The organism is Actinomadura fibrosa, assembly GCF_900659615.1.
Classification (GTDB): domain Bacteria; phylum Actinomycetota; class Actinomycetes; order Streptosporangiales; family Streptosporangiaceae; genus Spirillospora; species Spirillospora fibrosa.
In genome coordinates, this window is the sequence record NZ_CAACUY010000080.1 from 22,336 (window position 1) to 35,458 (window position 13,123).

Annotated in this window: 13 protein-coding genes and 1 tRNA gene; 4 read left to right on the forward strand and 10 right to left on the reverse strand. The window is 68.8% G+C overall.

Annotated elements, in window-relative coordinates:
- Nucleotides 1-59: 59 nt before the first annotated feature.
- Nucleotides 60-890: a hypothetical protein gene (locus E1300_RS25050; protein ID WP_131759512.1), complete on the reverse strand. Its 831-nt coding sequence runs from the start codon at nucleotides 888-890 to the stop codon at nucleotides 60-62.
- A gap of 11 nt (nucleotides 891-901) precedes the next feature.
- The gene (locus E1300_RS25055; protein WP_131759513.1) at nucleotides 902-1,174 is read right to left on the reverse strand and encodes a hypothetical protein; all 273 of its coding nucleotides are present in this window, start codon (nucleotides 1,172-1,174) and stop codon (nucleotides 902-904) included.
- 95 nt (nucleotides 1,175-1,269) lie between these two features.
- Between E1300_RS25055 and E1300_RS25060 the strand changes: the two genes are divergently transcribed.
- The gene (locus E1300_RS25060; RefSeq protein WP_131759514.1) at nucleotides 1,270-2,367 is read left to right on the forward strand and encodes an integrase core domain-containing protein; all 1,098 of its coding nucleotides are present in this window, start codon (nucleotides 1,270-1,272) and stop codon (nucleotides 2,365-2,367) included.
- Nucleotides 2,368-3,600: 1,233 nt separating this feature from the next.
- Here the strand turns inward: E1300_RS25060 and E1300_RS25065 are convergent.
- From E1300_RS25065 to E1300_RS25080, 5 genes are all read right to left on the reverse strand, one after another.
- Entirely contained in the window at nucleotides 3,601-3,933 is a 333-nt protein-coding gene (locus tag E1300_RS25065; RefSeq protein WP_131759515.1) for a histone-like nucleoid-structuring protein Lsr2, read from the reverse strand.
- An 879-nt stretch (nucleotides 3,934-4,812) separates the two neighbouring features.
- Nucleotides 4,813-6,105 carry a nucleotide-binding domain-containing protein gene (locus E1300_RS25070; protein WP_131759516.1) on the reverse strand — a complete coding sequence of 431 codons (1,293 nt, stop codon included), beginning with the start codon at nucleotides 6,103-6,105 and terminating at the stop codon, nucleotides 4,813-4,815.
- Nucleotides 6,102-6,704, reverse strand: coding sequence for an SLATT domain-containing protein (locus E1300_RS25075; RefSeq protein WP_131759517.1), 603 nt, complete (start codon nucleotides 6,702-6,704; stop codon nucleotides 6,102-6,104). The genes E1300_RS25070 and E1300_RS25075 overlap by 4 nt, the downstream gene beginning before the upstream one ends.
- Before the next feature lie 126 nt (nucleotides 6,705-6,830).
- Nucleotides 6,831-6,962 (reverse strand): hypothetical protein, encoded by a 132-nt coding sequence (locus tag E1300_RS53505; RefSeq protein ID WP_278045381.1) that lies wholly within the window; start codon nucleotides 6,960-6,962, stop codon nucleotides 6,831-6,833.
- A 225-nt stretch (nucleotides 6,963-7,187) separates the two neighbouring features.
- Nucleotides 7,188-7,263 (reverse strand) — tRNA-Lys (locus tag E1300_RS25080).
- Between the two features lie 292 nt (nucleotides 7,264-7,555).
- Between E1300_RS25080 and E1300_RS25085 the strand changes: the two genes are divergently transcribed.
- Nucleotides 7,556-8,398 (forward strand): peptidoglycan recognition protein family protein, encoded by an 843-nt coding sequence (locus tag E1300_RS25085; RefSeq protein ID WP_131759518.1) that lies wholly within the window; start codon nucleotides 7,556-7,558, stop codon nucleotides 8,396-8,398.
- Between the two features lie 125 nt (nucleotides 8,399-8,523).
- Here E1300_RS25085 and E1300_RS25090 read toward each other — a convergent pair whose 3' ends face one another.
- Entirely contained in the window at nucleotides 8,524-9,801 is a 1,278-nt protein-coding gene (locus tag E1300_RS25090) for a cytochrome P450 (RefSeq protein ID WP_131759519.1), read from the reverse strand.
- 24 nt (nucleotides 9,802-9,825) lie between these two features.
- Here E1300_RS25090 and E1300_RS25095 point away from each other — a divergent pair, with 24 nt between their 5' ends.
- On the forward strand, nucleotides 9,826-10,233 hold the full coding sequence (locus E1300_RS25095; RefSeq protein ID WP_131759520.1) for a PaaI family thioesterase: 408 nt from the start codon (nucleotides 9,826-9,828) through the stop codon (nucleotides 10,231-10,233).
- Nucleotide 10,234: 1 nt separating this feature from the next.
- Nucleotides 10,235-10,933 (forward strand): dienelactone hydrolase family protein, encoded by a 699-nt coding sequence (locus tag E1300_RS25100; protein WP_131759521.1) that lies wholly within the window; start codon nucleotides 10,235-10,237, stop codon nucleotides 10,931-10,933.
- A gap of 4 nt (nucleotides 10,934-10,937) precedes the next feature.
- Here the strand turns inward: E1300_RS25100 and E1300_RS25105 are convergent, their stop codons facing one another.
- Nucleotides 10,938-11,810, reverse strand: coding sequence for an ADP-ribosylglycohydrolase family protein (locus E1300_RS25105; RefSeq protein WP_131759522.1), 873 nt, complete (start codon nucleotides 11,808-11,810; stop codon nucleotides 10,938-10,940).
- On the reverse strand, nucleotides 11,810-13,123 hold a 1,314-nt coding region (locus tag E1300_RS25110), incomplete at its 5' end, for a helix-turn-helix domain-containing protein (RefSeq protein ID WP_131759523.1). The genes E1300_RS25105 and E1300_RS25110, both read right to left, overlap by 1 nt.

The window sequence follows — 13,123 nt, forward strand, 5'->3', positions numbered from 1 at the left end:
GCGACCTGTCCGGCCGGACCACTCATCTGGACGGCCGGAGTTCACCGACCACAGGCTAACTACACTTTGTCTTCGAGTCGGAGCTCGTTGATCTTTGGTGTGGGTCCGCTACGCGTGACAGAGGCCGACAGTGCCTGGTCTAGCGCTTCGAAGCTGCCGCCGCACCCACGCAGGAACGCGCAGATGAGGCCGATGAGACGAGCGGAGTTGGTGTTGGCCAGCAAGAGCCGGGTGACGGCGGTTGGGTGGGGTTCTCTTCTGCGCACCAGGCGTTCGAAGGCGAGAAAGTCGACCTGCCTGGGCAGTGCCCGGGCATAGGTCGCCTCGGTTTTCAGTCGCCAGCACAGTTCGGCGAATTGCTCGGTGTAAAGGGGCGGCTGGGGAAGGAACGCGCCGATGGTCTGGGTTCGTAATTCCGCTGGAACCTGGGCGGTGGTCAGGACGCCTGCCAGGTACTTGTCGACGGCGTCTGACAGCTTGCGCATCTGGTGGGCCGGGACGGCGCCTTGGGCGAGTTGTTCGGCAACGAGCAAGTCCCAAGCTTGGCGACTGATGGTGGTGGCTTGGCCGGCGATGGTGACGAGGTTGAGGGTCAGAATGCTGACGGCCTCGGCGGCGAGCCAGCGGATAGCCTCGGTGTGGTCGTCGTCCACTTGAGGTGTCCAGTGGCTAGCCAGGAGCCGTAGCACTTCCAACAACTGTTTGGCGGCCATGAACGGTGACAGGAGCAGGACCTCGCCGCGCAGGTAGTTGAAGGCCCGCTCCAGGTCGGTGTCCTTTTTGCAGATTGCCCGGATGGCGGACTCCCTGGCGAAAGTGTCGAGGCTGTGGGCGCCGGTGTCGGCCAGGCCCTGCACGGCGTCGGCTTCGCGGCGGTCCAGGTCGCTCACGTGCTGAGCTGTCACGCCGAGAGTGCGACCCAGGGCTCGCGCCTTGTCGGACACGGGCAAGGCGACGGTGAGTTCTGCGGCGTCGGCGTTGACCAGGCCGCGTAGGCCGGCCAGCCAGAGAATCCGGTCCAGGGGCTTATCGGCGCGCTTCTGCCTTTGCCGGACTCGACCTCGCCGATGGTGCGGCGGCTGGCAAGGTGCGGGTCGAAGTCGATGGCGAACAGGTCCAGGTCGGTGACTTGGAGTGGCTCGCCGACGTTGCACTTGCCGAAAATCACGTCCACGCAGGTGGAAGGCGTAGAGGGGTGCTCGGGCGCCGTGCTTGGTGACCTGCGAAACAGACGGCGGCAGGGCGGTTGCCGCGGGATGATGGGCGGCTGTGTTCTTGCGACTGGCCTACTTGACCGCGGCGAACGCGTTCGCGGTGCTGCGTCTCCTGCCGATGACCGATCGGGAGAAGGACGCCGAGATCTTGGTGCTGCGGCACCAGATCACCGTGCTGGAGCGCCAGCTCAACGGTGAACGGGTACGGTTCACAGTCCACGACCGAGCACTGCTTGCGGCGTTGCTGAACCGACTCCGTCCCAGCGTGTTACGGCGGATGCGGTTACTCGTGCGGCCGGACACGGTGCTGCGCTGGCACCGCGGCCTGATCGCGGGCCGGCACGCCGCCCGATCCCAACTTAAACGGCCGGGTCGCCCACCGACCGTCCGTTCCATCCGCAGGCTGATACTTCGCCTGGTGCGGGAGAACCCAGGCTGGGGTTACCGGCGGGTGCACGGCGAGTTGCTGGTGCTCGGCGTCAAGGTGGCTGCCTCTACCGTCTGGGAGATCCTCAAGGACGCTGGCGTCGATCCGGCACCTGAGCGTTCCGCCACCACCTGGGCCGGTTTCCTGCGCTCCCAGGCCGAGGCGCTGCTGGCGTGTGACTTCTTGGAGACCGTGACCCTCGCCGGCGCCCGCATGTACGTGCTGGCGGTCATCGAACATCACACTCGCCGTGTCCGGGTTCTGGGCGCCACCGCTCACCCGACCGCTGCGTGGGTGACCCAGGCGGCGCGGAACCTGGTCATGGACTTGGAGGACGCGGGTTGCCGGGCACGGTTCCTGATCCGTGACCGGGACGGCAAGTTCCCCGATCTGTTCGACACCGTTCTGACCGATGCCGGCATCCAGACGGTGCTGACCGGGGTGCGGATGCCGAGGATGAACGCGGTGATGGAGCGATGGGTGCAGATCTGCCGCCGTGAACTGCTCGACCGCACGTTGATCTGGAACCAGCGGCATCTGCTCCACGCCCTCCGCGAGTTCGAGACCTTCTACAACGAGCATCGGCCCCATCAGGGCATCTCCAACGCCCGCCCGTTGAGGCCGTTGCCTCCACCGATCACCGAAACAGACCAGATCGCCCACCTGAACATCCGAAGAAAACAAAGGCTGGGCGGAATTCTCAACGAGTACGAACATGCCGCTTGACCTGCACGGACGAGGTTTTCGGCAGGGACATGCCGCCGACGTGATGATCTGCAGGCGGGCAGCGGCCGAGAGGAGTTCGGCCGGATCGGTGACAGCACTTTCCGGACTCTCGGGGAAGCGCTGTGGCGTGCAGAGGGTTTCGCAGGGGATATGGCGCATCCCATGCCCGCGAGCGCGCAGTGCGCCCTTACGCGCCCAAGCCAGCAGGCGCGCAGCGATGCGCTGGAGGTCGGTGTCGATACGAGCAAGTTGCGCGATGAACTCCGCGAGCAGCTCGGAGACGACATCGTTTGCGTGACGGCTGGGGGTGGTGTTGACGACCCGGGCGGCGATATTCCGCAGCCCTGGCATGGCCACACCGATGCAACCCACCGTCCACTCGGGGCCGCTCGTGCGCGCCCGCTGCACCAACTCCCTCCAGACGGCGTCCTTGACGATGCTGGGACCAACCCGATCGAGGAGCAGATCCCGGAGCTCCCTGAGGTTGATCGCGCGGGCTGGCAGCCCCAGACCGATGGCCCGCCCGTCGATCGCCAGAGGAGATGGCCCTGAGGTCAGTTGCCGAAAGGAGTGCTCGGCCACGTCCAGCGCATTGGTCGCGCCGAAGAAGGTGATGTCGGGGACGACGGTCTCGAAGCCGGTGGTGTCCCGGTCGGTGATCGGCTGGCTGGTCATGACGGCCTCCTGCGGTCGCTGCGGACTGTGCCAGCAGGTATCGACCACGGCGGGAACACGTCTGGGACACATCGGGGACGGCGACGGTGTCCCCACGGTGTTCCCGGTGCCACCCGGAAGCCCGCTGACCTGCGGGGACACGCTCGAAGTCGCGATGTGAGGGTGGAAGGTAAAGCCGGGGTTCACGCGCAGAAGGCGCGTGACCAGGCTGTTCACGCGCCCGAAGATTGCTGGGTATAGCTTTGGTGGGCGGGTGTTATGTCGCCAATGCCGTGCAGCGCTGAGGTTGTGTCGCCAGGCCGTCAGTCCGGCTCCGGGACGTGTCTATGCTCAATGTCTCCGGTGGCGCCTTCGCCGCCAAGCTTGTTCGCCCTGCGTCTCAACGTGGCCGCGTGCCCTGAGGGCATGCCAAGGCGGTAACCCGATAGTCTGGTAGCCGCCGAATGTGATAGTCGAACTCGGCTGTCGAAGCTCTCGGTCTAGGTTCGATGAGTATCTCTGTGTGGCTTCGCGCCGTACCGCCTAAGTGCGGTCACAGAGACCCTGAAGTAGTCCCACTCAGTGAGCGGCCTGGTACTGCTCGACCACACTGGCTGGGATACGGCCACGGTCGTTGACCGCGATGCCGTGCTCCTTCGCCCAAGCGCGTATCTCGCCTGAGCGCCCGCCCTCCATGTTGGTGCCATTGCTTCCCGGCCTCTTGCCGCCCCTGACCGCCTTGATGCGACGGCCGCCACCCATGAACGGATGCAGCGCAGCGCGAAACTTGGCAGCGTTCGCCTCGCTGAGATCGATCTCATAAGCCACACCGTCGATGGCGAACGCCACTGTCTCGGCGGCTTCGCCTCCATCAACGTCATCGGTCAAGGTGATTCGTACCTGCTGTGCCATTCTCACTCCTTTGGATCGCCCTGCCGGGCAATTTGAGATAATACACTAATTCCCCGGTCGGCTATTCGGAAACGGATCTGAATGATTCGGATTGATTGAGGGGCGCTAAGTCGCATAGTGCCTTGCCGCATCGTGTGTCGCGAGACGGAATGGTCGCGTTGTGGTCGTCGGCATTTCAGGGCCTCGACGGGGATGCGGCATGCACTGCATTGGCAGGAAGTCTCCGACAGTCTCCAGTTCAACGAGATCATCATTCGTTGCGGCCACCTTGATTTGTTCTGTAGTGACGAACTCGACTGTGCGCCATGAGGTGCCGGGGCCTCTCAAAAGGTATAGTGGGCCGCCGGTCATCGCAGTGACCGGTTGAAGTTGGGGGCGGGCTGGGGGCGAGGTCGGGAGCGGCCTCGTCAATCTGGGGACGGACCAGCACCACTAGACGGCCCCGTGCCTGCAGGCGAAGACGGGATGGGTGCAAGGGAGACTGAAGCGATGGTTTACGTCTGGTGAGTTGTCGGCGGCCTGCCAAATTCGGCGGATGAGCGACTTGCAATTGGAGGCCGGGAGTTGACCCACGGGCCCGCGCGGAAGCGACTACGGATGCACGGCCACCATCGGACGCCCGAGACGCGGTCTACCCGATCGTTCATACGAGGTCGTCATGGAGAGGCGAGTTCGGCACGGCGATGGTGCACAACCAGCGCTACCCGGCCGCGTTCCCGACAGAGCCATTCGCGAGTCGGTTGGCGGCGAAGAGCCGGTCAGGCGACTCCACCGTGCAGCATCTGTTCGTCAACGCCGCGGCGTGGGGGTCGGCGCTGCGCACCGCGCGGATCAGAGGCGAGGACTGGGGCATCGACGGCCCGGAATGATGGATGAGGGCTACGTCCCTCTCGTGTTGCTGATTGGCACGTCGATGCGGTCGCGAGCGACGACGACGCCGTCCTTGATGACGAAGCATTCCACGACGTGCCCGCCTTTGAAGTTGGAGTGCTCCACCCGGGTGTTGTGGCGGTTCGAGTCGATGATCTGGCCCCGGACGATGTCCCGGCGCTCGGCCTCCGGGCCGCGGTTGAGCACCTTCCACTTCAGCGTGTACGGCGGCTCGACGCTGCACCCGGTGACCATGAACTTCAGGCTCCTGTCCGCCATGAGCGGCGTCCCGTCGCGCAGCATTTTCCGCAGTTTGGTCGGTCTCCAGCCGTTCTGGGTGACCTCGCAGTCGATGGTGACCGATTCGGTGATGTCGACCGGGTATCGGTCCTCGATGAACTGTTCGGTGTTGCTGAACGCCTGGGATGCCTCGGTGACGGCCAGCGGCACGGATGTCCCGAAGACCTCGCGCCACTTCTTGTTGGCGGCGGCCTTGCCCTCGTCCGCGATTGCCTCAAGGGCCTTGTTGTATGCCTTCTTGGCCTTCGGCTGGAACCGGGCCTTGACGTTCACGCGCTGGTTGCTGCCCAGCGCGAGGTAGTACTCCTTGTCGGGCTCGTTCTTGAGGAACTCGAAGAAATCGCGGGCCATGAGGTCGAACAAGCCCGTACCCGCCGAGTCGTAGTCGCCGGTCTGTGAGAAGAACTCGTGTACCAGGGTGTCGATGAGCAGGCCGCCCATGTTCACTCCGTTCGCGTTCTTCCACGCTCGGGTCATCCTCGCCAGGTGGCGCATGTTCGTCGAGGTGCGGTCGTTGCACTCCTTGGTCGCGCAAATCTCGTCCCGCGGCTTGGTGAGCTTCCAGTCCTTGGCGGCCGTGTCCGGGTAGTCGAAGCTGCCGTCCTTGTTCTCGAAGGCCGGCTGGACCTCGAACTTGAAGGCGTTGCTGGTGAACTGGACTCGCACGACGCACTGGTCGACGCGGATGTCGGTGTTGGGGTAGCGCGCCTTCAGGTCGTCCCTGACTCTGTTGAGGATCCTTCGCGGGCCTGTGTCGCCGGTGTAGTAGGAGCGCAGTCCGGGCGGGAGGATGAAGATCATGTCCAGGTCGGACACGCCTTTGACGGCGGTGTGTCGGCCGTAGGAGCCCACCATGAGCTTGTAGTCGGTGCATACGTCCTTGGCTCTGAAGTCCTTGTTCAGTGCCTTGGTGATCTCGTCCCTGCGGGAGGTGACCGCGGCGGCGGTATCGCCGACCTTGAGGTTCTCGAGTAGCGCATCGAAGATCCCTGGAGTCTTCATGATCCGCCCTCGTCTTGGCCGAGCCGGAGGGCTTCGGGGAGGAACAGGTCGATCTCGTGGGAGGTGAACGTCATCTCCTGGTTGCGCTGCAGTCCCTCGCTGGCCCGCTCGAAGGCCTTCGGGCTTGTCCTGGGCGCGTCGGTGTAGGCGTCGCGCGTGGCCTGCTGGAGTTCGTCGCGGCGCTTCCTGGCCTGCGCGTCGGAGGCGGTGCCGGACATCAGGTCGGCGATGAGCGAGATGTAGGACTCCCGGACGTCCCACAGCCGAGAGGCGATACCGCGGTGGGCGTCGGACTCCTCCTCGAACTTGAAGGTCTTCGCCCCAAGGCTCATGGCAGTGACCAGGAGCGCGATGAACGAGGTCGCGACGCTGGTCACCACCGGTTTCCCCAGTGCGCCCACCACCGCGGCCAGGAAGGTGCCGGAGCCGATCGCCGTGAGCACGATCAGCGCGGCATGCTGCAGCCTGTGGTGGCGGAAACAGATGTCCGCCTGCTTCTCGTGCGTCTTGTGGCTGTACACCACTCGTCCGAACGCTTCGCGGACCTGCGCGAGCAGGTACGGATCACAGTCGGGCGCCGCTTCCATCTCGTCGCTCAAGTCGCTCCGCTACCTCGACTCATCGGGGAGTGCGCCGGTCAGCAGTCGATCGGCCTTCCGACCCGTAGTGCACCGGATGTGAGTATGGCGGTGACCACCGACAATATGAGCGAGGCAGATGTCGGCTCACTGAAGGCTCAGGCCCGGCCCCGCTCCCATGAACGTCTCGAGCGTCACCGTCGGCACGAGCACGACGAACATCACAACGATCTTGACCCGCCCGGAGCCGGCGATGGAAATGCGAGCCTGCGGACTCACGCCCGTGGGGGTGCATTGCTGACTGCTCTGGCGGCCCTGCCGCTGGTTCTGAGGGCGACATGACCGGCTTGGGCGGGTGGAGGGTGCCCGGTTTCGAGGCGCTACCAGGGCGGACGCAGGGCCCGGATCGAGCCGCCGAGCAGCCATCGAGCTGCCACGGGGACGAAGTGGGGCATGCCGGGCGGGGGGCATACCGGGCAATCTCGCGTTTTCGCTGGTCAGGGGTGGTGGGTCGCGTGGGACTCGAACCCACAACCTACGGATTAAAAGTCCGGAGCTCTGCCAATTGAGCTAGCGACCCTTGGTTGTCATGGATCTACCAAGTGCGGTCCATCCAAGATCGATCGTACATGGGCGGCGTGGTTCGGGATTCTGGCCCGGCCGGGGCTGTCATGAGTGTAAGGGGACGTCCGCGCCGGATGCATCTCGGTTGGCGGCCGCGTCAGGGGCCGGTGGGGGAGGCGGGACGTGGGGGACGGGTGGTGAGATGGGCGGTTTCGGTGGGGTGAGACGTCCGGGGATGGGACGATCCGTTCGGGGAATAGCGGTTTGTCCGTGGCCGGTGCAGCCGCCATCGTCGACAAGGAGGCGCCATGCCGTACCTGACCCAGCTCGCCGCCGTGGCCCGCCGGACGGGCTTTCCGGTGACGGAGGTCTCGGGCTGGAAGGGGCGCGGGCACGGTCCGCAGCCGAGCGTCCAGGGGATCGTGGCCCATCACACCGCCGGGGCGTCCGGGGGCGGGGACTATCCGTCGCTGGCCGTGGTGCGGGACGGGCGGCCGGGGCTGGACGGGCCGCTCAGCCATTTCGGGCTCGGCCGGTCGGGGCGCATCTACGTGATCGCGGCGGGGCGGTGCTGGCACAACGCGCCGTCCACGTCGGCGTACCACACGAACTCCGCCAGCCTCGGGATCGAGGCGGAGAACGACGGGCGGCAGGCGTGGCCGGACGTGCAGCTGGACGCCTACAAGCTGCTGTGCGCGGAGCTGTGCAAGGAGTTCGGGCTGCCCGCGTCACGGGTGAAGGGCCACAAGGAGGTCAATACGGAGAAGCCCGACCCCCATTCGATCAACATGACCGCTTTCCGGGCGGATGTGGCCCGGCTCATCGAGGGAGACGACTTGCCGCTGTCCCAGGACGATCTGAAGAAGATCCGCGACATCGTGTGGAACACCGACACCGCGCCCGCGCCCACGGGGTCGGCGCCGGACAATCCGACGTGGCGACACGTCAATATCGTCCGCGACACCTATTCGTCCGTGCAGGAGGTCAAGGCGGCCGTGGCGCAGCTCGCGCGGCAGGCTCCGGCCTCGGACGGGCCGGAGGTCGCGCGGCTCGTGCTGGCGGGCCTCTCGCCGGAGGCGATCGCGGAGGCGATCCCGGACGAGGTCGCGGCGCAGGTCGCGAAGGCGCTCGCGGACCGGCAGACCGCTTAGGCGATTTCGGGCGCGCGAGACCCGTGCGCGGAGCGCCGGGCGCGAGTAGCCTCGGATGTGTCGGCGGGTGGGGAAGCCCGTTCGGCCGGACGGCCCGTCTCCCATGGGAGGCGGGCCGTCTCGTTTCAGGTGATCCGCAGGGGCAGGTGTTTCAGGCCGTTCTGGAAGTTGGAGGCCAGGCGGACGGCGGGGCCCGTGCGGTGGAGGGTGCGGGGGAGCAGCTCGCGGAAGACGGCGCGCATCTGGGTGCGGGCGAGGTGGGCGCCGAGGCAGAAGTGGGGGCCGAAGCCGAAGCTGACGTGGTCGTTGGGGGTGCGGGTGATGTCGAAGCGGTCCGGGTCGGGGAAGACCGTTTCGTCGCGGTTCGCGGAGGCGTGGTAGACGACGACCTTGTCGCCGGCGCGGATGGGGACGCCGCCGAGGGTGAGGTCGGTGGTGGCGGTGCGGCGGAAGTCCATGACGGGGGGCCAGTGGCGGAGCATCTCCTCGACCGCGGACGGGAGGAGGTGCGGGGACGTGCGGAGGCGGGCGAGTTCGGCGGGGTGGTCGAGGAGGGTGAGGAGGCCGCCGGGGATGCCGTTGCGGAGGGTCTCGTTGCCGGCGACGGCGAAGAGGAAGAACATCTGCTCGAACTCGGCGGTGGAGAGGCCGCCCGCGAGCATGCGGGACATGACGTCGTCGGTGGGGTGGTGTTTCTTCACGGCGGCGAGGGCGTGGGCGTAGGCGAACATGTCGGCGAGGGCGGCGGCCGAGCGGGGGTTGACGGGGCGGCCGTCGGGGCGGGTGGACGCGGTGGGGCGCCGGGCCATCGCGTCGCGGGCCATGGGGCTCATCGCGGCGGCGTCGGCGGTGGAGAGGCCGGCGTACTCGTCGTCCTGGTAGCCGATCACGCGGGACGCCCAGTCGTAGAGGAGGCGGCGGTCGGTGTCGGGGACGCCCATGATGTGCGCGAGGGTCCAGACGGGGAGGTCGGCGACGAGTTCGACGAAGTCGATGTCGCGGCCGAGGGCGGAGGCGACGAGGGTCCGGGCCCGGTCGTCGATGGTGGCCTCCAGGGCGCGGACGGCGCGGGGGGTGAACGCGGCGGCGACGATGCGGCGGAGGCGGGAGTGGTCCGGGGGGTCCTGGTTGAGCATCATCGCGCGGACGAACGCGAGGTCCTCGGGGGTGTCGGGGTCGCGGATCTGGGTGGCGCCGAGGTTGGAGGAGAACAGGTCGGGGGAGCGCAGGACGTGCTTGACGTCGGCGTGGGAGAGGACCGCCCAGTAGCCGGGTCCGGCGGGCCAGGGGCCGACGGCGGGTTCGGGGATCCGGACGACGGGAGATTCCGCCCGGAGCTTCCGGAACGTCTCGTAGGGGACGCCGGTTGCGTAGGTGGACGGCAGGAAGATCTCCTCGTGCATGCCTTCAGCGTGCATCATGGCGGTGTGACGGTGAAGCCCGCGGACGGCGACAAGATCCTGCGCGACAACTTCGCGCCCTGGGTGCTCGATCTCGGACTCGTGGTGGAGGAGGTGGGCGAGGGGTCCGCCGTGCTGCGGCTGCCGTGGTCGGAGAGGCTCGCCCGGGAGGGCGGCGGGATGTCGGGGCAGGCGCTGATGGCCGCCGCCGACACCGCCGTGGTCATCGCGGTGTCGGGGGCCAGGGGCGGGTTCGTGCCGATGACGACGGTGCAGCTCAGCACGTCTTTTCAGAGGCCTGTCATGGGACGGGACGTCCTGGTGGCGGTCGACGTCACGAAACTGGGGCGGACGCTCGCCTTCGCCGACGTCACGCTGACGGCGGACGGCACGACGGTGGCGAAGGCCAGTGCCGTTTACGCGATCATGGGTTGACATGAAGCGCATCGAGAACGTCGAAGTGGCCGACGGCGAGTTCGCCCTGCACGTGTGGACTCCGGACAAGGCCGGGCCCGGCATCCTGCTGATCCAGGAGATCTTCGGTGTCGGCGACTACATGGAGGCCGTCGCCGAGGACCTGGTGGCGCTGGGGTACGTGGTCGCGGCGCCGGACATGTTCTGGAGGATCGAGAAGGACTGGGCCGTCCAGCACAACGAGGAGGCCCTGCCGAAGGGGATGTCGATGGTCTCCCAGTTCGACTGGGAGAAGGGTCCGGAGGATCTGGAGGCGGCCCTCGCCCACCTGCGCGGCCTCCCCGAGGTGGACGGACGCGTGGGCGCCGTTGGGTTCTGCTTCGGCGGCACCCTGGCGTACCTCCTCGCCACCCGGGCCGAGCTGGACGCGACGGTGTCCTTCTACGGTTCGGGCGTGCCGGGTGCACTGGCGGCGATCGATGACATCCGCGGTCCGGTGCAGTTCCACTTCGGCGGGTCGGATCCGTACATCTCCCGGGAGGACGTCGCGGCCGTCGAGCGGGCCGTGGCCGGACGGGACGGGATGGAGATCCACGTCCAGGAGGACGGCGGCCACGCGTTCCACAACCGGAAGGCGCCGATGTTCTACCAGCCGGAGCTGGCGGACCGGGCGTGGCGCCTCACGGAGGAGTTCCTCGCCCGCACCCTGCCGGTCGCCTGAGCGCCTAAAGGGCCCAGGGCGGGAGCGGTTCGCACTCCGCGAGCCAGGCCGCGGGCGGGCCGCCGACGATGCCGCCGACGATGGCGCAGGTCGTGTCGATGTCGCCGCCCGCGGCCGCCGTGGTCCAGAAGGCGCGCTCGTAGTCGCCGAGGCGGCGGGCGGCGGCCCAGAGTGTGAACGGGACGGTGTCGTGCGCGGCGACCTGGCGTCCGTTGCCGAGGACGGCGGCGGCGGTCGCCGGGTCGCCGATGGTCAGCAGCCGGCGGGCCTCGACGATGCCGTCCCGCACGGTCCCGTCGGGGACGAGCCGTGTCACGTCGTCGAGGAACCGTCCGGGCGGCGGTGCCTCCGGGGCCAGGGCCGCGGCGGCGGCCACGGCGACCGCTCCCGCGACGCCTTCGGGGTGCGGGTGCGTCACCTCGGCGGAGAGGGCGGCCTGGCGGGCCGCTTCGGCCGGGTCGCCGGCGAACCAGGCGCCGAGCGGGGCGACGCGCATCGCGGCGCCGTTGCCCCAGGAGCCCTGGCCGCCGAACGGTTCCCGGGCGAGCTTCCGCCAGTCGCCGCCTTCGCGGACGAGCCGCAGCAGGCGTCCCGTGGACGGTCCGTAGCCGCGGTCGAAGTCGTGGCGTTCCGCGAAGCTCGCGGCGAGGGCGTCCTGGTCGATGGTTCCGTGCCGGGTGAGGACGAGGTAGACCGACGCGGCCATCTCCGTGTCGTCCGTCCATTGCCAGGGGCCGGGGGGAGGTTCCTGCGCCTCGAAGGCCGGACGGTTCTCGGGGACGAAGAACTGGGAGCCCAGGGCGTCGCCCACGGCGAGGGCTAGGAGGGAGGCGTGCGCGCGTTCCGTCGCGGAGCGCACGTCGGCGGGAGATGGCATCACGCGGATTCTAGGGCGAGCCGGGACAGTTCCCTCCGGGACGAGACGCCGAGCTTCGGGTAGGCCTTGTAGAGGTGGTACTCGACCGTCCGGGGGCTCAGGAAGAGCTGCGCGGCGATCTCGCGGCTGCTGATGCCCGCGGCGGCGAGCCGGACGACCTGGAGTTCCTGGGGTGTGAGGCGGTCGAGGAGGTCGGGGGCCGCGGGGACGGACGCGGTGCCGGGCGCGCCGGTGGCACGGAGTTCGGCGCGGGCGCGGTCGAGCCATGGCGTCGCGCGGAGCCGCTCGAAGGTCCGGGCGGCCGAGTCGAGGGGGACGCGGGCGTCCGAGCGGCGGCGGGCGCGGCGCAGCCACTCGCCGTACAGGAGCTCCGTCCGGGCGCGCTCGAACGGCCGGGTCGACGCCTCGTGCAGGCGGACGGCCCGCTCGTACGGCTCGCCGGTGTCGTCGAGGAGGGCCTCGCAGCGCAGCGCCACGGCGAGCGCCCACGGCTGCCGGCCCGCCTCCGCCCAGCTCCGGAACCGCTCGTAGGCGGGACGGGCCTCGTCCGGCCGCCCGGCCCGGACCGCGGCCTCGACCAGGTCGGCCACCGACTGGAGGACGTCCGCGCTGTGCGGGTGCGAGCCCCGCGCGATGCCGTCGAGGCGCCGCAACGCGTCGTCGTACCGGCCGAGGCCCAGGTCGAGGAGCGCGAGCGCGCCGTCGCCGGGTTCGGCCAGCGCGTTCAGGCGGTCCTCGTCGCCCTCGATGGCCGCGATCCTTGCGAGGACGGCGCCGAGCCGCCGCTCGCGTCCGGGACGTCCGTCGCCGGGGTGCCCGTCGCGGCCGGGGAGGCCGGTGTCGCGGGCGAGGGCGATCGCCTCGGCGACGAGGGACTCCGCGTCGGTGTGCAGGCCCAGCGCGATCCGGGCCTGCGCCTCGGCGCGCAGGACGTGCGGGAGCGCGCCGACCAGCCCGTGCCGGCGGCAGCGCGCGGCCTCGGCGGCGGCCAGCTCCAGCGCCGCGTCGTCGTCGCCGAGGATGAGCGCGAACTGCGCGCACTGGATGCAGCCTCCCGGGCCCAGGCCGGCGCCTCCCGGCGCGAGGGCGGCGCGGGCCTCGGCGACCAGGTCCGCGAGGATCGGCAGGCCCTGGGCGTGGTCGCCGCCGGCCAGGAGCGCGAGGCCGCGGACGGCCCGGTCGTCCGGCAGCAGTTCGGCGGCGCGCAGCACCGCGGGGACCTCGCCGGACGTCCACGCGTACGTCGCGGCGGTCCGCAGCATCGCGGCGCGGTGCTCCGGGGCGGCGTGGACGGCGTGCTCGGCCATCTGGCG